Genomic DNA, 26,369 nt, shown 5'->3' on the forward strand with positions numbered 1-26,369 from the left:
TGGGTGCAGCCTCGCTGCACGAAGCGTGGCCGCCGGCCCATGGTCTCGGGCGCGGCGGTGCACACCGCTTTAAAAGGGCGTGTTACGCACCATCAGCTCCACCTTCTGGAAGCTCTTCAGATCCGAATAGCCGCACTTGGCCATGGCGCGGCGCAGGCCGCCGACAAAGTTCTCCGAGCCATAGCAGGAGCTGGAGGGGCCGTGCAGCAGAGTCTGCAGCGGCACCAGGTCGCTGCCCTCGGAATCTCCACCGAAGCCCACCTGCTGCACCATGCCGCGCGGGAACCGAGGATGCGCAGTCACCGAAGGCCAGAACCAGCCGGGAGCGGCAGCCTCGGTGGCAAAAGCCAGCGGGCTGCCCAGCATGACGGCATCAGCGCCGCAGGCCATGGCGCGGGCGACATTGCCGGAGTACACCAGCTCATCGGAGTCGGCGATGATGTGCACATACCGGCCGCCGGTCTCGTCGAGGTAGTCACGACGCGCCGCAGCCACATCGGCGATGGCGGAGGCCATCGGGGTGTGGATACCCACGGTGAGGTCATTGGTATTAGAACCGCCACCCGCAATCACGCCGGCGGCGCCGGTGCGCATCAGGTGCAGCGCGGTGTGATAATCGCCCACGCCACCGGCGATCACCGGCACATCTAGGGTACCGATGAACTCCTTTAAGTTCAGGGGCTCGCCGCCGGTCTCCACATGCTCTGCGGAAATAATGGTGCCCTGGATGACGATGATCTCGGCGCCGGCCTTCACCAACACCGGGGAGAGCTCGCGGGCATGCTGCGGAGAGACGCGCACGGCCACCGTGGCGTCGCCGGAGCGCACCTCGCGGATGCGCTCCGTGAGCAGATCCACGTCTAGTTCTGCGGCGTGGAGCTGCTGCAGCAGCGCCACCGCGGCCTCGGAGCCCTGCTCCATCTCGGTGTTCACCACTTGTGCGATGGCGCCCTTGAGATCAGAGTGGCGGCCCCACAGCCCCTCGGCGTTGATCACGGCCAGGCCGCCGTTGTCCGCCATGGCGTTGACGAACTCTGGGGAGGCGAGGCTGTCTGTCGGATGGGAGAGGAAAGGAATATCGAAGCTGTAGGCATCGAAGTGCCAAGTGGTGTCCACGTCCTTGGAGGAGCGGGTGCGGCGCACGGGCACAAGCCCGATGTCGGCGAGCGAGTAGGTGCGGCGGGCCTCCCGGCCGATGCCGATTTCCACGATGTCACGCATAGTCTTTGGTATTCACTTTCCGTCTATGTCGGGGGCGTATAGGTGCCTAGGGCCAAGAAGAAAGGCCCTAGGTCGTCTGCCTAGAGCCTTCATCTTAGCGCTGGTAGTAGTTCGGAGCTTCAACGGTCATCTGAATGTCGTGCGGGTGCGACTCGCGCAACCCGGCACCGGTGATCCGTACAAACTGAGCGTCGTGAAGCTCCTCAATGCTGGAGGAGCCGGTGTAGCCCATGGCTGCGCGCAGCCCGCCCACCAGCTGGTGGGTGATGGAGTCGATCGAGCCGCGGAAGGGCACGCGCCCCTCGATGCCTTCCGGCACCAGCTTGTCTTCGCTTTTCACATCGGCTTGGAAGTAGCGGTCCTTGGAGAAGGAGCGCTGCTCGCCGGAGAGGCCGCGGCCGCGCATGGCCCCCAGCGAGCCCATGCCGCGATACATCTTGTACTGCTTGCCGTTGACCACGGTGATCTCGCCCGGGGCCTCGGCAGTACCGGCCAGCATGGAGCCGAGCATCACGGTCGAGGCGCCGGCGGCCAAGGCCTTAGCGATATCGCCGGAGTATTGCATACCGCCATCGGCGATGATGGGCACGCCGGCCTTGTGGGCCTCGGTGGCGGCCTCCATGATGGCGGTGATCTGCGGGGCGCCCACACCAGCGACCACGCGGGTGGTGCAGATAGAACCCGGGCCAATACCCACCTTGATGGCGTCCGCGCCGGCCTCGATCATGGCCTTCGCAGCGCTACGGGTGGCCAGGTTACCGCCGATCACCTCGACGGTCTCGCCCCATTCCTTCTTCACTCGGGAGACCATCTCCAGCACGCCGCGGGAGTGGGCGTGGGCGGAGTCCACCACGAGCACATCCACGCCGGCATCCACCAACGCCCCGGCGCGCTGCCAGGACTCATCGCCGGTGCCGATGCCTGCGCCCACCAGCAAGCGGCCGCGCTGATCCTTGGAGGAGTGCGGGTACTGCTCGGTCTTCACGAAGTCCTTGACCGTGATCAGACCGACCAGGCGGTTGTCATTGTCCACGATCGGCAGCTTCTCGATCTTATTGGCGCTGAGCAGGTGTAGTGCTTCCTCCTTGCTCACGCCCTCCTTGGCCACCACCAGCGGCATGGGAGTCATGACCTCGGCGACCGGGCGGTTGAAGTCCGGCTCGAAGCGCATATCGCGGTTGGTGCAGATGCCCAGCAGCACGCCGTTATCGTCCACCACGGGCAGACCAGAGATACGGAAGCGGGCGCACAGCGCATCCACCTCGCCGATGCTCTGATCGGGGCGACAGGTGACGGGGTCGGAGACCATGCCGGATTCGGAGCGCTTGACCAGCTCCACCTGCTCGGCCTGATCCTGAATGGAGAGGTTGCGGTGCAAAATACCCATGCCACCTTGGCGGGACATGGCGATCGCCATGCGGGCCTCAGTGACGGTGTCCATAGCCGCCGACACCACCGGAATGTGCAGGCGCAGCTTGCGCGTCAATTGCGCAGACGTCGTCACCTCGGAGGGGATCACATTGGACTCATTGGGCAAAAGCAGCACATCATCAAAGGTCAGCCCCACCAAGGCCACCTTATTAGGATCATCGCCACCGGTTGTCACTCGCTCGTTATTCATCTGCTTGAAAGATCCTCCTCGTAGTCGCGCGTATCCCCGTCACTGTCCCAGCGCCACCGTCTTTGCGGCCGTTCGATGCTTATCGACGCCACCTCGCGGCCACGCTCACCGGCACGGTGCAGATACAGGTGCCTTCAAGACTAATCCCTCCGCCTCAGAGTTGAGAACACTTTTCCCCTGCTACCCCTACTCGTGGCAGAGGGAGGAGGTGGGGATGCCCGATTGCTGAGCGGAGGATGACAGTTGATTAATGAGGGCACACTCAATACCCTGAACGATGTGAATTTCTCTGAGATGCCACGTGATCCCTTTGAAGGCGATCCCAACGACCCCGCCCGTCTGTTGGATGAGGACGAGCCCTTTGCTCCCCTGAGCGAGGACGAGCGCGCCGGCCTGCATCAGGATCTCAAGCTGGTTAAGGAGTTCCGCACTCATCTCGCTCCCCGCGGGATCAAGGGCATCGTGTATTTCTGTGAGGATTGCGATCGCCCCCATTATTGCGACTGGGAGATGATGCAATCCAATATTCGCGCCACCTTGCAGGACGAGTTGCCGCCGGTGCACGAGCCGAGCGCCAACCCCAATCCCGATGAATATGCCCCCTGGGAGTACTGCATGGGCTTTCTCGACGGCATCACCCACCACCGCTTCGGGCGCTAAGCTCCCACACATCACAACAGGCCCCGCCATATGGCGGGGCCTGTTGCTATAGCTGGGCAGTATTTAGAGCGGATCGCGCACGGCCTCGGGCGCTTCGTGTCCGCCATCGTGCATCAGACGCTCCACCACGGACTTCTCTTTGTCGTCCTTGGACTCCTTCGTGTCCACCTCGAGGGAGCGCTCGCCCGGGGCCAGCGGCGAGTCCACGGCCTCCGGCTCGCGGCTGGGCCGCACCGGTCGGGTGGTCTCGCCATACTCATGGGCCTCGGTGACCGTTTCCGTGATGGTTTCGGTCGCGGTAGTGGTCTCCGTCGTCGCACTCGGCTTCGAGGACTGCGTGCTCGCCGAGGAATTCGACTGCGTGACCGTGGCCGTCACCGTGGAGGTCCGCGTGGACGGGCGCGGCGCGGCGGGAGTCATGGTGACGGTGCGCTGGGCTTCTTCCACGCGGCGGTGTGCGAGCTCCCGATCACGTTCATCAAGGTAGTTGATCAACTCACGGGCCTGGGCGATGAGGCGCTTGGCCCCTTCCACATCGCCGCGCTCGCGCAGTTCATCGGCTTCCTCCAAGGTAGAGGCGAGTTGCACCATATCGGCCCGGGGCTCGCCGAAGACGGCGACGCGAGCGCCCCACAGGGGGCCGCCAGGCTGGGCGTTGTAGACGGTGGTGCCGCCGACGACGATCATGGCGCTGGCAGCCACGGCGCCGAGTGCGGCGCCACCGACCATGCCCATCAAGCGTGGCTGCTGCGGCCGGCGCCGCTGAGCGCGGTGCGTGGCCATCGAGGCCACCGGCGCAGCGGTGGAATCCGTGGTGGCCGTGCCATTGTCTGCCGCTTGGTCCAGCAGCGCGCGAATATCCGGCACCGCATCGCTGGCGGCATCGCTGTGCACTTCTTCGCGCATGCCCGCGAGGGCCGCGGCGAGGGGATCCGAGCCGTGGCTGGGATCAGCGCCGGCGGCGAGTTCGTCGAGGAACGCATCGCACTGAAAAAATTCATCGCGCTGCACAGACAGATCCCTCGGATCTTCATGAGAACGAGATGTCATCGTGTGCTTCCTTCAAATTTCTTACGCAGCTGCTTCAGCGCTCGGTGTTGCGCCACGCGTACTGCCCCTGCTGTGGTGTCCAGAACCTCCGCAGTTTCCTCTGCGCTCAGTCCCACAAAGAGGCGGAGTACAAGGATTTCGCGAGACCTATCACTTAATAGATCGAGCAAGGCCCTCACCTCGTTACTACCGTCGAGACTTGGACTTACATCTTCGGGATTCATCGAGCGATCTGCGGTGTCGGGGACCTCGTCGGTGGGGTGTAATCGATCGCGCCCCATAGCTCGATGTGCATCGATCACTTTATTGGAAGCGATTCCATAAACAAAGGCCATGAAGGGGCGCCCATGGTCCTTATAGTTCGGTACCGCGGTAGCCACCGCCAGGCACACATCCTGGATGACGTCCTCGGGCGCGGGGTACTGGCTGCGGGAGATACGCGCCCGCACATAGCGAGTCACCAAAGGGTGAATCAGCCGAATAATTTCCTGTAGAGCTCTGTTGTCCCCATCAGCAGCGGGCGCGATCAGCGGGGCGAGCTGTTGCTCCAGTTCACCTGACACTGTTCGTCGGGCCTCCCACTATCTGCGATACGAATATGACAAATGTCCTACCGGCACCACGCTTGGCAAACCACAGCGTGGCCGCCTCTCGCTAAAGAGCCCGCACATTAGCTCGGACAGTAAACAGTACGTTTTAAGTATAACGACACGTCCTATTGAAACTTTTTGAACACCCCCCGCCAGACTAACCCCCTCCCCAGCGTGCCCCCACCCAAGAGTTCACACATCGTTCATATCGCTCCATAGCCCCTGTACAGGGCATATGCGTTTGTTAGGAAAAGCATTTCTTTAAATCAGGTGCCATGAATGCTTAATGTGTCGTTTACCCGTAGCGCGCACACTGATCGGCGTATCACCATCGTCTTGTTCACACGCCTTTTATTCATCAAGGAGCATCCTCATGCCCCAGCCGAGCGAGCTACCCGGCACCTACACGGATTTTTGGGATTGGCAGATGAAGGGAGCCTGCCGCGGGCACGAGTCCTCGGTGTTCTTCCACCCCGATGGGGAGCGCGGCCGCGCCCGACTCAATCGCGAAAACAAAGCCAAGGAAGTCTGCCATGGCTGCCCCGTCCTCGAGCAATGCCGTGATCACGCCCTGCGCGTAGGCGAGCCCTATGGCATCTGGGGCGGGCTCTCTGAATCCGAGCGCGCCATCATCCTCCGCACCCGCTAAACGCCCCACCGGAGGCACCACAGCATAAACGCCCAGCCCCTGAGATTGTCAGGGCGCTGGGCGTTGCTGCAGTATGAGCCGAGTTTAGTGGTGGTGGTGGCCGCAGCCACCCTCCTGCTCCTCGGGCTCGGCCGGCTTATCCACCACGGAGGCCTCGGTGGTCAGCACCATCCGAGCCACGGAGGTGGCGTTCACCACGGCGGAGTGGGTCACCTTCACAGGGTCAATGATGCCCTGCTCGATGAGGTTGCCATACTCCAAGGTGGCGGCGTTGAAGCCGGAACCATTGTCCATCTCTGCGGTGTGGGCGACCACGACGGCACCGTCCAGACCGGCGTTGGCGGCAATCCAGTAGGTGGGCTTGGTCAGCGCGCGGGCGGTAGCCAGCACACCGATCTTCTCCTCGCCCTCGAACTCCTCGGCATAGGCCTTGAGCTCTTCGGCGATCTGCACCAGGGCGGATCCACCGCCGGCCACGATGCCCTCATCGGCAGCAGCCTTGGCAGCGTTGATGGCGTCCTCCACGCGCAGTTTGCGCTCGCCGACCTCGGTCTCGGTGGCGGCGCCCACCTTAATCACGGCGATACCACCGGAGAGCTTGGCCAGACGCTCCTGCGCCTTTTCCTTATCCCAGGTGGAGGAGGTGGACTCGATTTCGCGGCGAATCTGCTCGCGGCGCACCTCGACGTCCTCGGCAGAGCCGGCACCATCGACGATCACGGTCTGATCCTTGGTCACGGTGACGCGACGAGCGGAACCGAAGTGGCTCATCTCGGTCTCGGAGAGGTTGATGCCCACCTCCGGGTCGATCACGGTGGCGTTGGTGACCACGGCGAGATCATCCATGAAGGCCTTGCGGCGATCGCCGAAGTACGGGGACTTCACGGCCACCACGTTGAGGGTCTTGCGCAGGGCGTTGACCACAACCATCTGCAGCGGCTCGCCCTCGATGTCCTCCGCAATGATGAGCACGGGGCGCTTGGAGTCCACGATCTTCTCCAGCACCGGCACGAAGTCCGGCAGCGAGGAGATTTTATTGCGCACCAGCAGGATCAGCGGATCGTCCAGCTCGGCGCGCTGGGCATCGACGTCGGTGATGAAGTAGGGAGAAAGGAAGCCCTTGTCGAAGGACACGCCCTCGGTGATGTCGAGGGTAGTCTCCATGGACTGGGACTCCTCAACGGTGACCACACCGTCCTTGCCCACCTTCTCCATGGCGCCGGCCACCATCTCGCCGATCTCCGGATCGCGCGAGGACACAGTGGCCACGTTCGCAATATCGGAGGCCGAGGAGACATCGGTGGCACGTGCCTTGAGCAACTCCACGGTCTTGTCCGCCGCAGCCGCGATACCGCGGTTGAGGCCGATGGGGTTGGAGCCTGCCGCTACGTTGCGCAGGCCTTCGTCGATAAGCGCCTGGGCGAGCAGCGTGGCGGTGGTGGTGCCATCGCCGGCAGCGTCGTTGGTCTTGATGGCCACAGACTTCACCAGCTGGGCGCCGAGGTCCTCGAGGGGCTCCTCCACGTCGATATCGCGGGCGATGGTGACACCATCGTTGGTGACGGTCGGGGCGCCGAAGGCCTTCTCGAGCACCACATTGCGGCCGCGGGGACCAAGGGTGACCTTGACGGCGTCGGCGAGAGTATTGACGCCGCGTTGGATGCCCTCGCGGGCCTCCTGGTTAAAAGCAATGAGTTTCGCCATAAGTGGCTCGACCCCTCCTTAGTTCTCGATGACTGCGAGAATGTCGCGCTGAGACAGCAGCAGGTACTCCTGGCCGTTGTACTTCAGCTCGGTTCCGCCGTACTTAGAGAACACCACGACGTCGCCTTCCTTCACGTCCATCTGGACGCGCTCGTCGTTGTCGCCCCAGCGGCCCGGGCCCACAGCGATGACGGTGGCTTCCTGCGGCTTTTCCTTAGCAGAGTCCGGGATAACCAGACCGGATGCGGTGGTGGTCTCGGCCTCGTTGATCTGGACCAGGACGCGGTCTTCCAGCGGCTTGATGTTTACATTCGCCACGATATTCCTCCATATGACATAGCAAGAATGGTTTCTATGTGCCGGTTGGTACTTCCAGCACAGCCGTCGTCGCGGGTGAACAACTGTGGGTCACACAACCTATTGGCACTCTACCCCCGTGAGTGCTAACGCTCAACTGTGCCCACTGCTAGGGTGCTGAGCTCTCGGGCCTGGGGCCTCAGCCTGGCGTCGACGCGCCCGCCTCTGCGGAGGATCGGCGGCGCCACTGGGCGATAAAGGGCAAGGACAGGACTATCAGCCCCGCCCCGAGGGTGGCCGCACCCAGCCCGAGGGTAAAGCCACCGAGGATCAGCATGGGGGCAATAATGATCACCAGAATCTCGATGGGCGCGAATCCCACATAGGCCACGCCAAACTCCTCGAGGGTGCCGGACTTCATATTCGGATCCACGATCTTCAAAATGGCAATCGCCGTGGCCACAGAGGCGGTGGACCAGCCCCAGCCAAAGAGAGCGCGCTCAAACCATGGATCCTTGAAGGCGCGCGGCGCCACCACAAAGGCATAGACGCAGCAGAACGCCAGGGCGAAGAGAAAAAGCAACACCAGCGCTACGGCATAGTCGGCCACCACCGCGGGAATAATCGCGGCCACACCCGTGACCACAAGATAGTCGGTGAAGCCGCCGGAAATAGAGCCCACCAGGTCCTTATCCACAAAGTGGGGCGCTTTCACCATATGCAGCAACCCCACCCCGAGCATGCCGACGACGAACGAGGACGCAAACAGCGGCACGGACAGCACCGGAAATAGCGACTCGAGCAGCAGCTTGATCTGATAGCCCACGAACATGGTGATGCCCACGACGGAGACATGCAGGGCGATCGGCTCGATCGAGGAGGGGTTCGTGGTGGCCTTACCCACGCTCGGGCGCTCACTGCTCTGGCCGATCCAGCCGGTGCGAATATCGTCCGAGAGGCTGGAGAAATCCGGCAGCTGCGAGGTCTTGCCCGTAGACGACCCCCACTTGGCGATGATCACCCCGCCCACCACAGCGGCGAGGGTGCCGACAGTGGCCGCCGTGAAGCCGAGCGTCATCGCGGCTTCTTGGCCCTGGCTTTCTAGCGATCCGCCAACCGCTGCGGCCACGCCGAAGCCGCCCACAAAGCCCACCGGCACCATCGCGCCGAACCACTCGGGCGTGCCCACGAGCGGGGCGAAGAGGAGCACGCCGAGCAGGGCGAATATGCCCCACTGCGTCAGGAACATAGACACCGATACCGACCACATCGTGCGCGCCCCGGAGCGAACCTCTTGGGAGAAGTTCATGGTGTAGGGCAATGCGCCGAAGACGGCCGCGATAAGCATGGTGGTGTAGGTGTTGAGCTGATCGGAGAAGGGGATCCATCCCAGCCCCTCGGGGCCGAGGGCGAGGCCGAGAATGCCCGCGGTAATGGGCGCAGGCACCATGAGTTTTTGGAATACCGGCACGAATCGCCGCAGTAGTTTGCCCACCATGAGCAACACGGAGATCCAGCCGAGATCCAGCAGCAAAACATAGGGCGAGAAATCATCCATAGGCGTACCTCACATCTTTGGAAGGTCTATGACTTAAGCCATATTCACAACAATGTCAGCTAGACTACAGACTTCTCTTAGCGTCTCGAAACCCTCCCCACACACGAGCACGCGCCCGCGACGAGCGGGCGCTGTCGCGGACGCGAGGGCGATACCCGTGCTGCACGGGGCGCGTCTACTCGGCGGCGCGGCGGCCGAGGTTGAGCACTGCCGCTCGCCAGAGGGCATAATCCTCCGGCTCGTCTTCCCGGTAGTTGTCCACGGCGCGGATACCGGAACGCACCTGCTCGATATCGTCATCGCTGATATCGGAGCCATCGGCGCCGACAAAGAGCACCGGCCCGCAGACGGCATTGGTGGGGTCGGTGAGGAAGGCGGAGTTTCCGGTGGTGGCCTCTTGGCGGCCCATGGATGCCACGGGGTTGGGCTCGGCGCCCTCGCTGGCCGCAGCGGCGGCGTAGAGCGCGGCCACGGTGGTGCCATCATCACGGAAGGTGACGGACAAACGCTGCCCATCGGCGCCGAGATACGAGGCGGCGTCCTCAAGCTCGAAGGTGATTAGCTGCGAAGAGGAATCGGGGTGTACGAGCAGGCCACGGGGCATGGAGAAACAACCTTTGCTAGTTCTGCGTGAGGAGCGCGCGGGCGCAGGGACATCTTCTGTGTCTAACAGAGCAACCAACCCAAGCGCCTGCCCTCGCCGCATAATTCAGCAGATGTTTCCCAAAGTTTCACCCCGCGTGTGCGCGGCGGCAACTAAGCCTGGGGCTGTTCCACCTCAAGCGAGGGGTCGGTGCCCACGCTGAGATCCGAGGGGGCGGCCCCGGCGCGAATCCGCTCGGCGCAGAGCGCGGCGATCATCACTCCGTTATCGGTGCAGTAGCTCAGCGGCGGCACCCGTAACTCGATGCCGGCGGAGCGGCAGCGCCGCTGGGCGAGCTCACGCAAGCGGGAATTGGCGGCCACTCCCCCGCCAAGCAGCAACACGCTGGCGCCGGTGTCGCGGCAGGCGCGCACCGCCTTGGCCGTGAGGACATCCACCACGGCTTCTTGGAAGGAGGCACACACATCGGGGATATCGATCACCTGGCCCTCGCGCTCGGCCTGCTCCACATAGCGGGCGACGGCGGTTTTGAGCCCGGAAAAGGAGAAGTCATAGGCGGATTTGCGCATGCCGCGGGGAAAGGCGATGGCCTTGGGGTTGCCGGTGCGGGCGAGGCGGTCGATCACGGGCCCGCCCGGGTAGCCGAGACGCAGCAGTCTAGCCACCTTGTCATAGGCTTCACCGGCGGCATCGTCCACGGTAGAGCCCAGTTCCACCATGGGCTCGCCTACGGCGCGCACCTCGAGTAGCTGGGTGTGCCCGCCGGAGACCAGCAGCGCCACGCAGTGCGGCAGCTGCTCGCCGTCGATATTGGCGACGGCCACGTGGCCGCCGAGGTGATTGAGCCCGTAGAAGTCCACGCCCCAGGCCGCGGCATAGGCCTTCGCGGCGGAGGCGCCCACCAGCAGCGCGCCGGCAAGGCCGGGGCCCACGGTGGCAGCCACGACATCGGGTTTGTCGATGCCGGCCTCGCGCAGGGCTTGGTGCATCACCGGTTGGATGGATTCCAAGTGGGCGCGGGAGGCGATTTCGGGCACCACGCCGCCGAAGCGGGCGTGCTGGTCCATGGAGGAGGCGACGGCATTGGCGCGGACGGCCATGCGGCCATCCTCGAAGAGCTCGATGATGCCGACACCGGTTTCGTCGCAGGATGATTCGATCCCGCAGATAAAGCGTGACACGACTCTGTATTGACCTAGCTGGGGTTGGGGGCGCCGTGCGGGTTGCGCTGCATCACATAGGCATCGGCGCCGGAGGGCTGATAGTAGTTCTTGCGCTCGTCGATAACGCCGAAGCCATAGCGCTGGTAAAGCGTCACCGCGGCGGTGTTATCGGTGCGGCATTCGAGGAAGATCGGCCCCTCATAATAGTCGGCCACGTCCACGAAAACCTGCAGCATGAGGGTGGCGATGCCCTGGCGGCGGTAGTCGGGGTCCACGCCAATGGTGTGGATCTCGAACTCGGGATCATCCTCCGGTCCGAGCATGGCGAGGCCGGCATAGCCCACGAGCACGCCATTGTCTTCGTAGCCGATATAGATGGTGCGGCCGGCGAACTCATAGTAGAAGGCCTGCTCGCTCCACGGATCATCCTCGCCGAAGAGCTGCTTTTCCAGCTGGGCGCAGCGCGGGGCATCCTCGTTGTTCAACAGGCGCAGCGCGTCGGGCAGGATCAGCTGCCCATCGTCGTCGGTGATCGCAGGGCGCGGGGTGGATGATGACGCAGGGTTGGAGTCACTCACGGGAACAGTTCACACTTCCTTGACGGGTCTCACTCGGTGTTGATGGGCGATGCCCGGCGCTACACGGGCGGTGCCGCGATGCGCCGCTTATCTTCGACACTATACGCAGCCGCTAGCCCAGATTGATGTCGGGGATCGCCGGCGATAGCGGCTGCGGCGCGGGTTCCACGGCATCGGGCCGGCGCAAATAGAGCGGCACCAGCGGCTCGGGCTCACGCCCCCAGTCCGCCACCGCCACCAGCGATGCCGGGGTGGGGCTGATATCCACGCGCCGCGCCGTGGCGGGCAGCTCAATGTGCGCGGGGCAGTTGAGCACCTCCACCGGATCATCCTGCAGCAGCTCGGCCACATGGGCGGGGGCGTGCACCTCGGGGCCGGCGCTGCGCTGGCCGTCGCGGTAGCGGGACCAGTAGACCTCGCGGCGGCGGGCGTCGGTGGCCACGAGGAGGCTACTGGGCGGGGAGGTGGCGTCGATAAGCTGCTGGGCGATCGCATCGTGGGAGACCACTCCGTGCACGGGGATGCCGAGCGCATCGCCGAGGGCGGCGGCAGTGGCCATGCCCACGCGCAGGCCGGTGAAGGGCCCCGGGCCGCAGCCGACCACGATGGCGTCGAGATCAGGCAGGGTGCAGCCGGCGCGGGCGGCGCAGTCTTGGATGGTAGGAATAAGCACCTCATTGTGCTTGCGGCAGTCGCGCACCAGCTGCACGGCGAGCTCGCCGTGGGCGGTGTCGACGATGCCGGCGACAAGTGTAGGTGTGGAGGTATCGATGGCTAAGCACAACACGATGTATCACCCTACCCACCCGCTAGGCTAGAAGCCTATGCAGGCAACAGTGACCACCGCCGTGGGCGCTTTTACTCTCACCGCGGGCCCGCAGGGTATTACCCGGGTGAGTTTCGGCGCGGAGCAGCCCATCGCCCCAGCTTCTGACCTGCTGCGCCAGGCGTGCGAGGAGTTGTGTGCCTATGCCGCGGGCGAGCGCCGGCGGTTCTCGGTGGCGTGGGATTCTCGCCCCCACACCGCTTTTCGACGCCATCTCTACGCCGCCCTGAGCACCGTGGACTATGGCGAGACCATTAGCTACGCCCAGCTCGCAGCGCGGGCCGGGCATCCCCAGGCGGTGCGCGCCACCGGCACGGCGCTCCGGCTGAATCCTGTGCCCGTGTTTCTGCCCTGCCATCGGATTCTGCGCGGCGACGGCACTATCGGCGGCTATGCCGGCGGGGTGGAGCTGAAGCGCCGGCTGCTGCGCCTGGAGGGCGTGGAGATCTAGTCTGCGGTGGCGCGGCGCTGGCGAACATCGTGCACCCCGATCGTGGTGGCGCTGAGCATGATGACGACGATGATGCCGAAACTGCCGGCCACGGCCACCGGCCAGGCCACGCGCTCCAGCAGGGTGAAGAGCACAGCGGTAATCATGGCCAGGCCGATGGCGGTGCCGATGCGCTGGCCCACCTGCAACACCGCCCCAGAGGAACCGGCATAGTTTTGGGGCACATCCGCCAGCGACAAGGTTTGGTTCGGGCTGATCACGCTGCCCTGCCCCACGCCGACGATGCCGAGGGTGGCCACCAGCCACCACTCGCTGAGCATGCCGCGGTGCTCGCCGAGGATCACCAGGATGCTCAAGATCATGCCGGTGGTGGCCACGAGCATGCCGCCCACGACCAGTGGGCGGCCGAGGTCCATCACTCGCCGGCCGGCCCAGTCCGCAGAGAGCGAGGAGGCCAGCGCGGCGGGGATCCCCACGGAGCCGGCCACAAGCGCCGAGTATCCCAAACCTTGCTGGAAGTACATGGCCACGATCACCCAGATGCTGGTGATGCCCAAAAAATACAGCGAGGATAGTGCGGCACCATTGCGGAAACTCGAGACAACCAGCACATCGAGATCCACCATGGGGGCGTGGCCGGAATCCTTATAGGAGCGTTCCCAGCGCACAAAAGCGGTGAGCAGCAGCAGGGAGACCAGTACTAAGCCCCACACCCACGGCCGTTCTTTTCCCTCCACGAAAGGCAGCAGGAAGAGCAGCACGGCGCTGGTCAGCAGCGCTACGCCCACGGGGTCGATGGCGCGGATCACCGAGGAGATCTTGTAGCTGCCGTCCGGCGTGCGCACCGGATCGGCGCTCGCCAGCGGCCGCGGGAACCATAAAAGCCCCAAGATCAGCACGATCAGCCCGATAGGCAGATTGACGAACATGGTGAGCTGCCAGCCTAAGTCTTCCCCGCCGAGACCGATGAGGAACCCGCCGAGCACAGGGCCAATGGCCACCGCGATGCCCACGGTGGAGCCGAAGAAACCAAAGGCACGGCCGCGTTCTTTGCCGGTGAAATAGTACTGAATCATGCCGATCAGCTGCGGATTCATTAACCCCGCACCCATGCCCTGCACCAGCCGAGCTCCCACGAGGAAGGCGGGAGTAGGCGACAGGCCACCTGCGACGGAGCCGCTGAGGAACACAATCAGGCCGATGAGGAAAAACCCAGGGCGGCCGAAAATATCTCCGGCCCGACCGGCGGGCACGAGGAAGGCACCAAAGACGAGTGTGTAGCCGGAGAGCACCCATTGGATATCGGTGTGGGTGGCACCCAGGCCGGCCTGGATCGCGGGCAGCGCCACGTTCATGATGCTCACGGACATCAGGGACATAAACACGGACACGAGCATGAGCCCGAGGATTTTCCAGCGAATAGGATCCGCGGCAGCGGGGGTGGTACTCAACTGCTTAGTCTCCTCATCTATCCATCGTCACCACACTGGGCTCGTCCTTCATCGGCGCCGATCATGCACAGCCGCAGCGTCGCTCCCACACAAACCTAATACGGCGGGAACGCGATATTTCTCAATGCCGACGTGCTGGGCCGAGCACTCCCCGAAAAAATTCGTGGAATAGTGCTCCGGCTGAACGCAGCACCACCCTACTCATACTCCTCTTTCTCCGGCGCCGCCCACTGGACGCGCCTACAGTTATGAGCCATGGCGACATCACCGCGGAGAGTCGATGGGCTCGATATCGCACGGGCGCTCGCGATCATCGGCATGATGTACGCGCACACCGTGTATCACGGGCCGAGCGTACTCATAGATCTTTCGGACGGCTATCCTTCTACCCTCTTCGCCGTGCTCAGCGGCATCACCTTGGCCATCATCGTGGATAGACATCACTGGAGCGTGGCCACCATCAGAGGCATCGCCCTAATCGCGGTGAGTATCGTCCTCACGCCCTTCAGCGGCGCGATCGCCGTCGTCCTCGGTACCATTGGCGTGGCGCAGATCCTGCTCGCGCCCCTCGCGCAGTGGAGCACGCGGCGCTTAGTCATTCTCACCGCGGTGCTCGTGCTTATCGCGCCGTTGCTGCAAAAGGCGCTTCTTATGTCGATGAGCCCTGTCGGCCTGATAGGAGACGGCGTCTATCCGCTGCCGGCATGGCTGGCCTACACCCTCCTCGGAGTCCTGCTCGCCAGGGTGTATTGGGCGCGAGCGCTGCTGTGGTGTATCCCCGCCGGCGTAGGTGCCGTACTTGCCCGCTCTGTGCTTATTGGCCACGCCGATTCTTTTCTCGCCCCCGCGGGGATGGCAGACTCGCCGTTATCCGCTGCGCTGCAGTTCTATCTGCTGCCGCTGCCTCACAGCGGCTCCATCGGCGATATGGTGGCTACTGGGCTTGCGGCCGTGGCCGTCATCGTGGCCCTGCGATATGCCCACTTCTACCCGCTGCAGGCCATCGGCTCCATGGCCCTGACGGTCTACGTCACCCACGTTCTACTCACCGCGCCTTTGACGGCGGCGCTCAACCCCTCGACGGATGGCTATTCCTCCGCCCCAGCGTTCGGTTCCTCTGCATTCGGCACAGATGACACAGACACAGCTCCGGGCAGCACACGCTACGAAGAAGGCGACTCGGTGGCCGGCCCCGCGGAAGCAGAGGTGTTGCAGCAGCGCCAGCGCGCCCTGGATGTGCTTCACATGCGCCTGCGCGGGCCCCTCAACAGCGAGCAGTTCGAGCGTGCTCTGAGCGAGTACACCCTGGACTATTACATGGCCGAGCCCGATCCCGTTGTCGGCTCACCGGCGCCGCTGTCTGCCGAGCAGCAACAGCTCCGCGATGAGCTTCTCGCACTCGACTCCCCCGCGGCCGCCAAAGAGAGTGCTGAGCGCTTCATCGGCGAGTACTCCCCCGATGCAGATGGCAGCGTCGGCGAGATCCCGACACCAGACGCCGAGCCCTATAGCTGGCAGGACGTGAGTGTGCTCAGCATCCAACTGTTGATCGTCCTGCTCGGCACCTCGCTCTATCGCCTGCGCTGGCGGCGCGGCCCCATGGAATATCTGCTTCACCGCCTCAGCATTGCCACGAGCACCAGCGGCGGCGAGCCGCCCTCGCGCTCACCATCGTGGGTGCTGCGGAGCGGACGTCCACGCGCAGCTAGTGCCACTGCCAAGAAATGAGGCGCGCCTCCGAATCTGGGTCGGCCTCCACCGCGGAATGGCGATCGAGGGTGAGCAGCAGATAATGCTCGGCGAGCTGCTCCATCAAGCCCTTGCCCCACTCGGCCACCACCACCGCCTCGTGCAGCTCGCTATCCATATCCAAAGAGTCAAGCGCCCCCACCGGATCCACCGGGCCGCTGCCCTCCCCGAGCAGCCGATACGCATCCACGTGGATCAGGCTCGGGCCGCTGCCGCGCGGGCGATGCTCCCGGGCGATAGTAAAGGTCGGCGAGGTCACCCGCCCCTTCACATTCATACCGCGGGCGACGCCCTGGGTGAGGCTGGTTTTTCCCGCCCCCAGCGGGCCATCCAGAATCACCACATCCCCAGCCTCGAGGACACGGCCGAGCCGTTCCCCGAAGGCGTGGGTGTCCTCCAATTCCTCGCAACGCTCCTGCCCAGAGGCGGGCCACTCTTTAAGCATCTACTCCTACTCCTCCACTGGGTTGTGCTGCTGAGCCGGCAGATAGTGCCGCACCGTCCGTCCCTTCGGGGCGCACACCATCTCATAGGCGATCGTGCCGGCGGCCGCGGCGAGCTCAGCAGCGGTCATCTCTCCCGCGCTGCCATCGCCACAGAGCACCACCTCATCACCGATGGCCACCCCCTGTGCATTATCCCCGAGGTCCACCACGATCTGATCCATACACACCCGACCGATCTGCCGATAGCGCTGGCCCTTGATACTCACCCATAGATCGGATTCGCCGCGCCGGGTCTGCACGGCGCGCGGCAGCCCATCGGCGTAGCCCACCGCCACCACGGCGGTCACGCTCTCCCGCGGGGCACGCCACGTCAGCCCGTAGCTAACGCCCTCGCCGGCATGGGTGGTTTTGATGGTGGTCACCCGCGCCGTCCACCGCATCGCGGGGATAAGCCCCCACTCCTTAACGTCTCTTCCGGCGAAGGGGGAGACCCCATAGAGCGCCAGCCCGGGACGGATGGCCTCGAAGTAGAGATCGGGGCGCGTCAGGGTGGCTGGGGAATTGGCCAGATGCCGCAGCCGCGGGCGCAGGCCGCAGCGCTGGGCGCAATCCCAGGCGCGGCGCAGCAACTCTGCTTGGGCGTCGATGCTGCTATTGCCGGGATCATCGGCGCAGGCCAGGTGGCTGAAAATACCATCGACCGTCACCGTAGGGGCGGCGGCGAGCAGGTGAAAGATCTCCTCCCACTCCTCTTCATCCACCCCCGAGCGATTCAGCCCGGTATCCACCTTCACGTGCACGGTGATAGGTCGCCCCTGTAGCTGGGCAATAAGACTACGGGCCTGCTCCATGTTCGCGATGCCCAGCACCACTCCCGCCTCGAGCGCAGCATCAAGGTCCTGGGCGGGATGCCAGAGCCAGCACAGCACCGGCTGCTCATAGCCGCGTAGGCGCAGCGCGGCGACCAGCTCGAGCGCCTCAGGCAGGGTGGCCACCCCAAACATATCGGCGCCCTCGCGCGCCATCACGGCAGCGCATTCCGCCATGCCATGGCCATAGGCATCGGCCTTCACCACTGCGATGAGCTGGGCATTCCCGGCGCGCGCCTTGAGCGCACGGGTATTGTGCGCAATCGCCTCAAGATCAATGGTGGTGCTGAGCAAATCCATAAGCCACATTGTGCCACTGTCACCGCAGCGTAGGATGAACCGCATGTTCGTTTCCGCTGCCCGCCGCCCTCACCTGTCACGATCGCGGTGCTCAGCGCTTATCGACGTCGCCCTCCTGGTCGGCAGCCTCGCCATCATCAATTCCCTCGCCCACTTCACCGAGCTGGCGTCCTATCGTTCCACGGTGCCGCTCGGAGTAGCGGCGATGGTGCTGCTGTCCTTCGCCCGCGGCTATACCCCACAAGCGATGGGGATCTCCCGGTCCACACTGCGCCGTGGCGCGCGCTGGGCTGGGATATCGATAGCGGCAGTCATCCTCGTGGTGGGCGCCGGGCTGGCGTTGCCGTTTACACGCGAGTTCTTCCTCAATGATTCCTACGCCACTCTGCGCCGCGCCCTGCTGGCCGCGCTGGTGATTATCCCGCTGCAAACCGTGGTTCCGGAGGAGCTGGCTTTTCGCGGCATGCTGCACGTCTCCCTCGCTCGCCTCGGCGGCACCAAGCTGGTGTTTGGGGCGGGTTCTGTGTTGTTCGGGCTGTGGCATATCAGCTCCTCGCTGGGACTGACTGCCTCCAACGCGGGCCTGTCGGGGTTACTCGGCTCCGGCAGCCTCGCCACCTGGATCGGGGTGGGCTTAGCGGTACTGGCCACCGCCGGTGCTGGGGCGGTACTCACCTGGCTGCGCCACCATACCGATAGCGTGATCGCCCCCATTGGTTTGCACTGGGCACTCAACGCCACCGGGGCGCTGGCGGCCGCGGCGGCGTGGACGTGGCTCTAGGACGGCGTCGATAAGCAAAAAACTCGAGCACCACGGCATGTGGGCTCGAGTTCTTTTTGCTGCTGGGACTATTCCACAGTCACGGACTTCGCCAGGTTACGGGGCTTGTCGATGTCCTCGTTACCGCACTCGCGGGCGATGAACGCAGCGAGGAACTGCAGCGGGACGGTGGCCAACAGGGGCTGCATGATCGTGGAGGTCTCGGGGATACGGATGAGCCAGTTGGCGTAGGGTTCCACTGCATCATCGCCTTCCTCGGCGATCACGATGGTTTTCGCGCCGCGGGCACGGATCTCCTGAATATTGGAGACGATCTTGGAGTGCAGCAGCTTCACCCCACGCGGCGAGGGCACCACCACAACCACGGGAAGATCGTCCTCGATGAGCGCGATCGGCCCATGCTTAAGCTCACCAGCCGGGAAGCCCTCGGCGTGAATATAGGCCAGCTCCTTCAGCTTCAGCGCACCCTCCAGCGCCACGGGGAAGCCCACGCCGCGGCCCAAGAACAGCATGGTGGGAATCGCGCCCAGCACCTCCGAGATGCGCTTGGTCTCGTCCTCAACGGCGAGCAGAGTCTCGATCTTCTCCGGGATGGACTCCAGATCATGGTAGATATCTGTGATCTCATCCGGGTACTTGGTGCCCTTGGCCTGCGCCAGGGCCAAGCCCACGATGTAGTTGGCGGCCACCTGCGCCAAAAAGGCCTTGGTGGAGGCCACACCAATCTCCGGGCCAGCGTGGGTGTAGAGCACCGCATCGGACTCGCGGGGAATCTGTGCCCCGTTGGTGTTGCACACCGCCAGCACCTTGGCGCCCTGGGCCTTGGCGTGGCGAACGGCCTCAAGCGTATCGGCGGTCTCACCGGACTGGGACACGGCCACCACGAGGGTGTTTTTGTCCAGCACCGGATCGCGATAACGGAACTCGCTGGCTACCTCGATCTCCACGGGGACGCGGGCCCAGTGCTCGATGGCATACTTGGCCAGCAGGCCCGAGTGGTAGGCCGAACCGCAGGCCACCACGAAGATTTTGTCCACGGCCTTGAGATCGGCCTGGCTGAAGTTCTGCTCGTCCAAGACGATGCGGCCGTCCTGGAAGTGGCCGGCCAAGGTGTCGCGCACCGCCGCGGGCTGCTCATGAATCTCCTTCATCATGAAGGAATCGAAGCCACCCTTCTCGGCGGCGCTCAAATCCCAGTCAATGGTGAAGGGCTTGCCCTCAGCGGGGCTGCCATCGAAGTTGAGAATCTCATAGGAATCACGGGTGATGATCACCACGTTGTCCTGGCCCAGCTCAACAGCATCCTTGGTGTATTCAATAAAGGCCGCCACATCCGAGCCAAGAAACATCTCGTCCTCGCCGATACCGACGATCAACGGGGTGGAACGGCGGGCCGCAATGATGGTGTCCGGGTGATCGGCGTGGGTAAACAGCAGGGTGAATGCGCCCTCGAGACGATTGAGCACATGCAGGGCCGAGGCCTGGAAATCGCCCTTGGTCTCACCCTCGTTATAGGCGGCGGCCAGCATGTGCGCGGCCACCTCCGAGTCGGTTTCCGAGAGCAGTTCCACGCCGCTGTACTCCAGCTCCTCGCGCAGCACCGCGAAGTTCTCGATAATGCCGTTGTGCACAATGGCCACCTTGCCGTCCGCAGACAGGTGCGGGTGGGCATTGCTATCGGTGGGACGCCCGTGCGTAGCCCAGCGAGTGTGCCCCACAGCGGTGTGGCCCCGGAAGTTATCGGCACCTTCCTCATCGATACGCATCTCGAGGTTGCTAATCTTGCCGGCCTTCTTCACAGCATTAATGCTGCCCGCACCGTCTGCGACGGCGATTCCTGAAGAGTCATAGCCGCGGTATTCCATGCGCTTGAGGGCGCCGAGCGCCACACCCAAGCCTTCACGATGACCGATGTATCCAACGATTCCACACATGCCGTTCATCCTAACCCAACCCAGAGACACCTCCCCTCGCAACAGCTCACCGCGCGCCGCGAGCCCTGAAGCCCGCCCCCTGCACCTCGGCCGTGCACTCTCCGGCTGGAGCCGCAGCCCCACGGTCTGGCGTGCATAGACTATCCTTGAACACCGTGGCTGAGAACTTGAAGAAACACCTAAGCAAACTGTCCAAGCGTGGCCCCCACCGCGTGCTCGTGGGCGATCTGTCCTATGCCGGCATCCCCGGCAAGGTTTATACCCCCGCCGAGGGCCAGGGCCTGCCCGCAGTGGCCTTTGGCCACGATTGGCGGCAGGGCATTAAGCACTACCACGCCACCCTGCGCCACCTCGCGAGCTGGGGCATTGTGGCGGTGGCACCGGACACCGAGACCGGTTTCGCCCCCGATCACCGTGGCTTCGCTGCTGATCTAGAAACCTGCATGCAGATTGCCGCTGGGGTGAAGCTCGGCCAAGGCAATATCACCGTCGCCCCGGGCAAAATCGGCTTGGTGGGCCACGGCATGGGAGCCGGCGCCGCGATTCTTGCCGCCGTAGACCGCGATCTGGTCAAGGCCGTCGCCGCCATCTACCCCTCCGTTACCGCCCCCTCCTCCGAAGAAGCCGCCCGCCACGTGAACGTGCCTGGGCTTGTACTCTCCCCGGGCCGCGGCGAGTTCCTCGATATGGGTAACCCGCCGAAGGTGGCCTTCAACTGGGGCGGCGATGTCGCTTTCCGCGTCGTGGACAAGGCGAGCCAGACCGGCTTCCGCGAGGCAAGCGTGAGCAAGCTCCTCACCGGAATCAGCGGGCTCGAGTTCGGCGCCCAAGAGACTGCCCGCGGACTAGTCACCGGCTTCCTGCTGCACCAGCTCGCCGGGGAGAATAAGTACTCGGCATTCTCTGCCTTCGCGGCTGAGGGCAAGGGCGTGACCGCCTGGACCCGCCAAGAGCTACGTGAAGAGGTAGCCAAGCACGACCCCTATGCGGATGCCTCCACCGAGGATGCCGAGCAGGACTAACCTCCACATCTCATCTTTATCCCCGCCCCGAGCGGTGCCTTTAAGGCGAGTTTCTCAGCACTCCCCGAACAGGACCGCGCGGGGCGGGTTTCTTCTGCGCTGGGCGCGGCCATGCCCGCTCTGCCGCATTCGCCGCCGGGCGCTGTGTGGCACTCGTATGCGGCGGGGTTGGAGTGTGTTCTGCGCTGGTTCGCGCCTCGCGCCGGGCTTGGGCGGTGAGCTCATCGAGGGAGCGGGAAAACTCAGTTAGCCGCGCACTCGTGTGGCGCTGGAAGGTCTCGAGGTGCCGGAGGAAATCGGGGTTCACGTTAGTCACCACGCACCTGCCTTGTGGGGCCAGCTGGTGTGCTCACTGTGTTCTCCTTCATCAGTCGGTGGGGCGGCATCGGCGGCAGCTGCTACCGGCGCGGCAGCCTCGGCCGGCGATTCTGGTTGTGGCTCGGGCGGTGCCGATTCTGGGGCTGGGTCTGGGGCTGCCTCCTGCGCCACGTTCTGCATGGCCACCTTCTGTGCCGGTGGCTCGGGTTCGGGCACAGCGGCGAGATCCTCCGGTGGGCAGGGATCGACCGGCTGAGGCGCTTCTGGCTCGGGCTGCGGTGTGGGTGCAGGGTCGGCAGCCGGCGCAACCGGGGCGCAGGGTTGTTCCACCACTGGCGGGCACTCCACTACCGGTGTGGGCGGGCAGGCGCTGGGTGCTTGTCCAAGATGCGCGGATACCTCGATAGTGCCGGCTATAGCGGCCTCGAGGTGCGCATGAAGCGAGGCCTGAGCCTGTGCCACTCCGACGGCGGCGGCGCTGGCCATCGCCTGCCCCACCGTGAGTACCGAACCACTCACCAGCTGCCCGAGCTCAACGGCTGGGCACGGCGGTGCGGCGGCGGGAGCAGGTGCCGGTGGCGGGCTCGGTGGGGTCGCTGGGGTTTCTGGTACGCAGGGCTTAGGCGGCGTTGTCGGTGGCTGTGGCGGCGGCGCGGCTGACGCGGGCTCGCAGGCCGGGGCCGGTTGTGGGGCCGGCTGCGGCTCTACCGGCGGCGGCAGGGGCGCTGCCGCCGGCGCCGGTGCTGGCTGCGGTACGGGAGTCTCCGTCACGCAGGGCTCCGGCTTCGCTACGGGCGGGGCGGCCGCGGGCTCACACGGCGGCTCCGGCTCACACGGTGGCGCGGACTCGCACGCGGCGGGAGCTTCGGTGGCGCAGTGCTGCTCGGCGTGGGCGATCAGCTCATCAAAACAGCCCGCCACGGCTGTGTCGTGATCGCCGAAGATACCCAGCAGCTGCTGGCCGGCGCTATCGATCAGCCCTGCGCCCATGTGCACTAATTGCTGCGCCAGACCGCGGGCACCGCTACTGCCCAGCAATTCGAGGGCGTGGCACACCGCGCGTACTGCCTCATCAAGGCTCAGCGTCATCGCCTGCGCCGCCTCATGGGCGCTGCTTCCGACCGCGTCGATGCTATCAGCGCAAGAATGCGCGGCCGCCTCTACTGCTGCGGCACCTTCTACCCGCTGCTCCCACTGCCGCATAGCCTCGCTCAGGCCGCCGCACATGGCCCCCTCGGCCACTCCGGCGAGAGCGGGGCTGAGCACCTCCTGCACCCAGCGGCTGGCGTCCTGCGGGGCGGATTCTCCTAGGGCGTAGCTCGCGGCTGTGCGTAGTGCGGAAGTATCCACACCGGCGAGATTCTCGGCGGCGGCGCTTAACTCCTCGGCGCTGATCTGCGGCCCGGTGTACAGCGGGCCCGCGGCCAGACGCAGCGCCTCCACCGTGGAGCCGTAGCAGGTCACGGAGCTGTTCATCTGCCTTCACCTGCCTTATCGATGCGGTGCAGGGCGCTGGCCACCTCGTGGTCCTGCTCTGAGAGGGCGCGGAGATGATCGCTGGCGGTATGCGTCGATAAGCGAGCTGCGTCTAAAGCAGTGGCGGTATCGGTGTGCAGTTGGGTGAAGACACGGGCGAGGGTTTCACCGCGTTCCCTCAGCCCCTTCCCCGCCGCGGCGGGCGGGAACTGTGGTGCGTGGCGCTGGTGCGCGCTCGTGTTCTCGGCGATAGTGCGGAGCAACTCGGCGGTATGCGCCAGCGCGGTTGGTGGATCGACATCTATGTCAGTGTGCGTCATAGCCTCCCCCATGCGAGGTCAAAGAAACGGCGGCGTGCACCCTGACAGGGCGCACCTTCTCACCGAGTTAGACGCACACTTACCCTTGGGAGGTTCCCGCGGCGCGGAAGTATTCTGCGCACCCCGCGGGAATGACGGCGGGAGGCGGGTTTAGACCTCAGCGACCACGGCGGCCAGACGACCGGCCACCTTTCGGGCCTGCTCCTCGTGGGCGGCCTCCACCATGACGCGGAAGAGATCCTCTGTGCCGGAGGCACGCAGCAGCACTCGGCCGGTGTCGCCCAGCTCCGCCTCAGCCTTGGTGATGGCCTCCTTAACCCGAGGATGATCCATGATTATGGACTTGTCCGAGACCGGAACGTTGATGAGCATCTGCGGCAGCACCGTCATCACGGTGGCCAATTCCTTAAGGCTTGAGCCGGTTTCTGCCATGCGTGCCATGAGCGAAAGGCCGGTGAGTACGCCATCGCCGGTGGTTCCGTGATCGGGGATCACGATGTGGCCGGACTGCTCGCCGCCGAGGCTATAGCCGCTGCGGTTGAGCTCGGCGAGGACATAGCGATCGCCCACCTGGGTGGTGAGCACCTCAATGTCGGCGTCCTCCATGGCCAGCTTCAGCCCTAGATTCGACATCACTGTGGCCACCAGGGTGTTCTTACGCAGCTCGCTATTGGCCTTCATCGCCACGGCCAGAATCGCCATGATCTGATCGCCATCAACGATGGTGCCCTCGGCGTCCACGGCGAGGCAGCGATCGGCGTCGCCATCGTGAGCCAAGCCAATATCGGCGCCGTGCTCGCGGACCGCGCGCTGCACCTCCTCGATGTGGGTGGAGCCGCAGCCATCGTTGATGTTGTAGGAATTCGGCTTGTGGTGAATCGGAATCACCTCGGCACCGGCGGCGCCATAGGCTAATGGGGCTACCTCGGCGGCGGCACCATTGGCGCAGTCCACCACCACCTTGATCCCAGAGAGATCCTGCGGCACGGCCTGGGCTAGGTGCATCAGATAGCGTTCTTGGGCGTCCGAGGCTTCCTCAATCACGCGGCCAATACCGTGGCCGGTGGGGCCTTCGGCGGCGATATTGTCCATGCGGCGCTCGATCTCGTCCTCTACCTCATCGGGCAGTTTATGGCCGCCGTCGGAAAAGAACTTGATGCCATTATCCGGCATGGGGTTGTGGGAGGCGGAGATCATCACGCCCATATCTGCGCCATAATCATCGGTCAAAAATGCCACCGCCGGGGTGGGGATCACGCCGACGCGCAACACGTCCACACCGCGCGATGCCATGCCCGCGGAGATCGCCGCGGCCAGCATCTCGCCGGAGACGCGCGGGTCGCGGCCCACGATGGCGACGGGGCGGCGCTTGGAGTTGCGGTACTCCTTTGTCAGTACCTCCGCAGCCGCTGCACCGAGCTGCAGCGCCAAGGGGGCCGTCAGCTTCTTATTGGCTAATCCACGTACACCGTCTGTTCCGAAGAGTCGAGTCATTCCTCCATTATGCACGCTCGGCTACCCCGATCCCACGCCAGACATTCCCTTGCGGTGGTACTCAGACGTATGACCCGTGCCCATGCGGAAGCAGCTGCCCGTGCGCCGGGGCTGGCAGCTAGTAGCCTTGCAGCCATGCCAGTAGATGCCCGCGATAGTAGTGCCGTTATTATTCGTGATCCCCGCCGCCGCCTGCTCACCGTGCGCGAGCCCGCCGGCGCCGCGCTGACCCTCCCCCAGGCTGTAGCTCAGCCGGGAGAATCCGCCACCCACGCCGCACTCAGGGCGCTGCAGGAACTCGGCATCACCATCGCAGCAGCGGAGCTCACCCCCTGCGGAGACATCACGACCCGCGCTAGCAGCACGGACACCGAGCTGGCGCGGGTGGCACTATTTCTCGTCCCCGGCTCGCCGCTTCACGACGCAGCCGCCCAGGACAGGACAGCACCTGCCGCGGGACAGGGGCTGGGCCCCGAGCGGCAGTGGCTCGCACTCGATACACTCGATGATCGCTCCGTGCCACTGACGCCGCTGCTCACAGAGCATGTGCTGGATTATCTTCGGGGCCACCCCATTCACTCGGTGGCGGTGTTTAGCGGCGCCCGCGCGGGACAGGATGGGCGCCACCTCGTGGCTGCCCGCGCTGTGGGAGAGAGCCTGGCACGCAATGGCATGCGGCTTGTCTATGGCGGCAGCGCAATGGGGTTGATGGGGGCCGTGTCCACGGCGGCCCTCGAGGCCGGCGGAGCGGTGAGCGGGGTGCTACCGCAGAGCCTGATGCACGGCGAGATCGCGCATCCCAGACTGACGCAGCTCGAGGTGGTGGAGACAATGCACGCCCGCAAACAGCGCATGAGCGAGCGTGCCGACGCCTTCCTCTGCCTGCCCGGCGGCACCGGCACATTGGATGAGTTCTACGATGTGTGGACCGGCCAGCAGCTCGGATATCACGCCAAGCCGATCGCGTTTTTAGACAGCGACTATTGGGCTCCCACTCTGCGTGCGCTCAGCATCATGGTAGAGGAGGGCTTTGTGCGAGCAGAAGATTATGACGCGCTCATCCTCGGCGATAGCCCCGAGGAGATTCTCCAGGCCATGCGCACCTGGATCGCCCCACGACCCAAGTGGAGCTAGCAGCACCACGGCAGGCGTTTTCCGGCCGTGGTGCTGCTAGCGGTGCCCCAGAAACGAGCAACGCCCGCGGCCGAAGCCACGGGCGTTGAAGAAGCGTTGGTGT

The 26,369-nt window shown here is 64.6% G+C and carries 25 protein-coding genes; 7 read left to right on the forward strand and 18 right to left on the reverse strand.

The features are described 5' to 3' along the window. Positions 1-69: 69 nt before the first annotated feature. Both GBB11_RS03730 and guaB read right to left on the reverse strand, forming a co-directional pair. Positions 70-1,221 carry a GuaB3 family IMP dehydrogenase-related protein gene (locus tag GBB11_RS03730; protein WP_151549532.1) on the reverse strand — a complete coding sequence of 384 codons (1,152 nt, stop codon included), beginning with the start codon at positions 1,219-1,221 and terminating at the stop codon, positions 70-72. A 94-nt stretch (positions 1,222-1,315) separates the two neighbouring features. Further along, positions 1,316-2,842, reverse strand: a complete 1,527-nt coding sequence (guaB, locus tag GBB11_RS03735; RefSeq protein ID WP_151529862.1) for an IMP dehydrogenase — start codon at positions 2,840-2,842, stop codon at positions 1,316-1,318. Positions 2,843-3,121: 279 nt separating this feature from the next. Here guaB and GBB11_RS03740 point away from each other — a divergent pair, with 279 nt between their 5' ends. Further along, the gene (locus tag GBB11_RS03740; protein WP_192796368.1) at positions 3,122-3,502 is read left to right on the forward strand and encodes a DUF5319 domain-containing protein; all 381 of its coding nucleotides are present in this window, start codon (positions 3,122-3,124) and stop codon (positions 3,500-3,502) included. 63 nt (positions 3,503-3,565) lie between these two features. Here the strand turns inward: GBB11_RS03740 and GBB11_RS03745 are convergent, their stop codons facing one another. Both GBB11_RS03745 and GBB11_RS03750 read right to left on the reverse strand, forming a co-directional pair. Further along, on the reverse strand, positions 3,566-4,552 hold the full coding sequence (locus tag GBB11_RS03745) for a hypothetical protein (RefSeq protein ID WP_151549531.1): 987 nt from the start codon (positions 4,550-4,552) through the stop codon (positions 3,566-3,568). Next, positions 4,549-5,115 (reverse strand): sigma-70 family RNA polymerase sigma factor, encoded by a 567-nt coding sequence (locus GBB11_RS03750; RefSeq protein WP_151549530.1) that lies wholly within the window; start codon positions 5,113-5,115, stop codon positions 4,549-4,551. The genes GBB11_RS03745 and GBB11_RS03750 overlap by 4 nt, the downstream gene beginning before the upstream one ends. Before the next feature lie 400 nt (positions 5,116-5,515). Between GBB11_RS03750 and GBB11_RS03755 the strand changes: the two genes are divergently transcribed. Beyond that, positions 5,516-5,791 carry a WhiB family transcriptional regulator gene (locus GBB11_RS03755; RefSeq protein ID WP_151549529.1) on the forward strand — a complete coding sequence of 92 codons (276 nt, stop codon included), beginning with the start codon at positions 5,516-5,518 and terminating at the stop codon, positions 5,789-5,791. Between the two features lie 84 nt (positions 5,792-5,875). On the opposite strand, the gene groL is transcribed toward GBB11_RS03755, so the two are convergent. The 7 genes from groL to tsaB form a co-directional block, all read right to left on the reverse strand. Beyond that, positions 5,876-7,495, reverse strand: a complete 1,620-nt coding sequence (groL, locus tag GBB11_RS03760) for a chaperonin GroEL (RefSeq protein ID WP_151549528.1) — start codon at positions 7,493-7,495, stop codon at positions 5,876-5,878. Positions 7,496-7,513: 18 nt separating this feature from the next. After that, complete coding sequence (gene groES / locus GBB11_RS03765) at positions 7,514-7,813, reverse strand: co-chaperone GroES (RefSeq protein ID WP_151528881.1); 300 nt, start codon at positions 7,811-7,813, stop codon at positions 7,514-7,516. 178 nt (positions 7,814-7,991) lie between these two features. Further along, entirely contained in the window at positions 7,992-9,350 is a 1,359-nt protein-coding gene (locus GBB11_RS03770) for a sodium/glutamate symporter (protein WP_151549527.1), read from the reverse strand. 175 nt (positions 9,351-9,525) lie between these two features. Then, positions 9,526-9,954, reverse strand: coding sequence for a hypothetical protein (locus tag GBB11_RS03775; protein WP_151549526.1), 429 nt, complete (start codon positions 9,952-9,954; stop codon positions 9,526-9,528). A gap of 152 nt (positions 9,955-10,106) precedes the next feature. Continuing rightward, positions 10,107-11,135 carry a tRNA (adenosine(37)-N6)-threonylcarbamoyltransferase complex transferase subunit TsaD gene (gene tsaD / locus GBB11_RS03780; protein WP_225979195.1) on the reverse strand — a complete coding sequence of 343 codons (1,029 nt, stop codon included), beginning with the start codon at positions 11,133-11,135 and terminating at the stop codon, positions 10,107-10,109. Positions 11,136-11,149: 14 nt separating this feature from the next. Beyond that, positions 11,150-11,650, reverse strand: a complete 501-nt coding sequence (rimI, locus tag GBB11_RS03785; RefSeq protein WP_370513514.1) for a ribosomal protein S18-alanine N-acetyltransferase — start codon at positions 11,648-11,650, stop codon at positions 11,150-11,152. A 157-nt stretch (positions 11,651-11,807) separates the two neighbouring features. Continuing rightward, a complete protein-coding gene (tsaB, locus tag GBB11_RS03790) occupies positions 11,808-12,482 on the reverse strand; it encodes a tRNA (adenosine(37)-N6)-threonylcarbamoyltransferase complex dimerization subunit type 1 TsaB (RefSeq protein WP_151549524.1) in 675 nt (224 codons plus the stop codon). Positions 12,483-12,519: 37 nt separating this feature from the next. Between tsaB and GBB11_RS03795 the strand changes: the two genes are divergently transcribed. Next, complete coding sequence (locus GBB11_RS03795) at positions 12,520-12,972, forward strand: methylated-DNA--[protein]-cysteine S-methyltransferase (RefSeq protein ID WP_151549523.1); 453 nt, start codon at positions 12,520-12,522, stop codon at positions 12,970-12,972. Here GBB11_RS03795 and GBB11_RS03800 read toward each other — a convergent pair. Then, positions 12,969-14,423 carry an MFS transporter gene (locus GBB11_RS03800; RefSeq protein ID WP_151549522.1) on the reverse strand — a complete coding sequence of 485 codons (1,455 nt, stop codon included), beginning with the start codon at positions 14,421-14,423 and terminating at the stop codon, positions 12,969-12,971. The genes GBB11_RS03795 and GBB11_RS03800 overlap by 4 nt on opposite strands. Before the next feature lie 255 nt (positions 14,424-14,678). Between GBB11_RS03800 and GBB11_RS03805 the strand changes: the two genes are divergently transcribed. Continuing rightward, entirely contained in the window at positions 14,679-16,151 is a 1,473-nt protein-coding gene (locus GBB11_RS03805; RefSeq protein ID WP_151549521.1) for a hypothetical protein, read from the forward strand. Here the strand turns inward: GBB11_RS03805 and tsaE are convergent. Together tsaE and alr are read right to left on the reverse strand one after the other, a co-directional pair. Continuing rightward, positions 16,129-16,617: a tRNA (adenosine(37)-N6)-threonylcarbamoyltransferase complex ATPase subunit type 1 TsaE gene (gene tsaE, locus GBB11_RS03810; RefSeq protein ID WP_151549520.1), complete on the reverse strand. Its 489-nt coding sequence runs from the start codon at positions 16,615-16,617 to the stop codon at positions 16,129-16,131. The two genes, GBB11_RS03805 and tsaE, sit on opposite strands and share 23 nt — an antisense overlap. 6 nt (positions 16,618-16,623) lie before the next feature. Then, on the reverse strand, positions 16,624-17,787 hold the full coding sequence (gene alr / locus GBB11_RS03815) for an alanine racemase (protein WP_151549519.1): 1,164 nt from the start codon (positions 17,785-17,787) through the stop codon (positions 16,624-16,626). Between the two features lie 43 nt (positions 17,788-17,830). On the opposite strand from alr, the gene GBB11_RS03820 reads away from it, so the two are divergent. Next, positions 17,831-18,568 (forward strand): CPBP family intramembrane glutamic endopeptidase, encoded by a 738-nt coding sequence (locus GBB11_RS03820; protein ID WP_151549518.1) that lies wholly within the window; start codon positions 17,831-17,833, stop codon positions 18,566-18,568. A gap of 68 nt (positions 18,569-18,636) precedes the next feature. On the opposite strand, the gene glmS is transcribed toward GBB11_RS03820, so the two are convergent. Beyond that, complete coding sequence (glmS, locus tag GBB11_RS03825) at positions 18,637-20,502, reverse strand: glutamine--fructose-6-phosphate transaminase (isomerizing) (protein ID WP_151549517.1); 1,866 nt, start codon at positions 20,500-20,502, stop codon at positions 18,637-18,639. Positions 20,503-20,657: 155 nt separating this feature from the next. Here glmS and GBB11_RS03830 point away from each other — a divergent pair, with 155 nt between their 5' ends. Next, on the forward strand, positions 20,658-21,524 hold the full coding sequence (locus tag GBB11_RS03830; protein WP_151549516.1) for a dienelactone hydrolase family protein: 867 nt from the start codon (positions 20,658-20,660) through the stop codon (positions 21,522-21,524). 312 nt (positions 21,525-21,836) lie between these two features. Here GBB11_RS03830 and GBB11_RS03835 read toward each other — a convergent pair whose 3' ends face one another. From GBB11_RS03835 to glmM, 3 genes are all read right to left on the reverse strand, one after another. Continuing rightward, positions 21,837-23,318 carry a hypothetical protein gene (locus GBB11_RS03835; RefSeq protein WP_151549515.1) on the reverse strand — a complete coding sequence of 494 codons (1,482 nt, stop codon included), beginning with the start codon at positions 23,316-23,318 and terminating at the stop codon, positions 21,837-21,839. Then, entirely contained in the window at positions 23,315-23,638 is a 324-nt protein-coding gene (locus tag GBB11_RS03840) for a hypothetical protein (protein WP_151549514.1), read from the reverse strand. The genes GBB11_RS03835 and GBB11_RS03840 overlap by 4 nt, the downstream gene beginning before the upstream one ends. Positions 23,639-23,788: 150 nt before the next feature. Then, entirely contained in the window at positions 23,789-25,132 is a 1,344-nt protein-coding gene (glmM, locus tag GBB11_RS03845; protein WP_151549513.1) for a phosphoglucosamine mutase, read from the reverse strand. A gap of 135 nt (positions 25,133-25,267) precedes the next feature. Here glmM and GBB11_RS03850 point away from each other — a divergent pair, with 135 nt between their 5' ends. Further along, positions 25,268-26,266, forward strand: a complete 999-nt coding sequence (locus GBB11_RS03850; protein ID WP_151549512.1) for a TIGR00730 family Rossman fold protein — start codon at positions 25,268-25,270, stop codon at positions 26,264-26,266. The last annotated feature ends 103 nt before the right edge of the window (positions 26,267-26,369 follow it).

Origin of the sequence: Corynebacterium sp. 74A (assembly GCF_008930665.1) — a bacterium.
Classification (GTDB): Bacteria; Actinomycetota; Actinomycetes; order Mycobacteriales; family Mycobacteriaceae; genus Corynebacterium; species Corynebacterium megadyptis.

Coding starts and splice junctions, on each gene's coding strand:
- GBB11_RS03730 (WP_151549532.1), bottom strand. CDS start 1,221: ATGCGTGACATCGTGGAAATCGGCATCGGCCGGGAGGCCCGCCGCACC.
- guaB (WP_151529862.1), bottom strand. CDS start 2,842: ATGAATAACGAGCGAGTGACAACCGGTGGCGATGATCCTAATAAGGTG.
- GBB11_RS03745 (WP_151549531.1), bottom strand. CDS start 4,552: ATGACATCTCGTTCTCATGAAGATCCGAGGGATCTGTCTGTGCAGCGC.
- GBB11_RS03755 (WP_151549529.1), top strand. CDS start 5,516: ATGCCCCAGCCGAGCGAGCTACCCGGCACCTACACGGATTTTTGGGAT.
- groL (WP_151549528.1), bottom strand. CDS start 7,495: ATGGCGAAACTCATTGCTTTTAACCAGGAGGCCCGCGAGGGCATCCAA.
- GBB11_RS03770 (WP_151549527.1), bottom strand. CDS start 9,350: ATGGATGATTTCTCGCCCTATGTTTTGCTGCTGGATCTCGGCTGGATC.
- GBB11_RS03775 (WP_151549526.1), bottom strand. CDS start 9,954: ATGCCCCGTGGCCTGCTCGTACACCCCGATTCCTCTTCGCAGCTAATC.
- GBB11_RS03795 (WP_151549523.1), top strand. CDS start 12,520: ATGCAGGCAACAGTGACCACCGCCGTGGGCGCTTTTACTCTCACCGCG.
- GBB11_RS03805 (WP_151549521.1), top strand. CDS start 14,679: ATGGCGACATCACCGCGGAGAGTCGATGGGCTCGATATCGCACGGGCG.
- tsaE (WP_151549520.1), bottom strand. CDS start 16,617: ATGCTTAAAGAGTGGCCCGCCTCTGGGCAGGAGCGTTGCGAGGAATTG.
- alr (WP_151549519.1), bottom strand. CDS start 17,787: ATGGATTTGCTCAGCACCACCATTGATCTTGAGGCGATTGCGCACAAT.
- GBB11_RS03820 (WP_151549518.1), top strand. CDS start 17,831: ATGTTCGTTTCCGCTGCCCGCCGCCCTCACCTGTCACGATCGCGGTGC.
- glmS (WP_151549517.1), bottom strand. CDS start 20,502: ATGTGTGGAATCGTTGGATACATCGGTCATCGTGAAGGCTTGGGTGTG.
- GBB11_RS03835 (WP_151549515.1), bottom strand. CDS start 23,318: ATGAACAGCTCCGTGACCTGCTACGGCTCCACGGTGGAGGCGCTGCGT.
- GBB11_RS03840 (WP_151549514.1), bottom strand. CDS start 23,638: ATGACGCACACTGACATAGATGTCGATCCACCAACCGCGCTGGCGCAT.
- glmM (WP_151549513.1), bottom strand. CDS start 25,132: ATGACTCGACTCTTCGGAACAGACGGTGTACGTGGATTAGCCAATAAG.
- GBB11_RS03850 (WP_151549512.1), top strand. CDS start 25,268: ATGCCAGTAGATGCCCGCGATAGTAGTGCCGTTATTATTCGTGATCCC.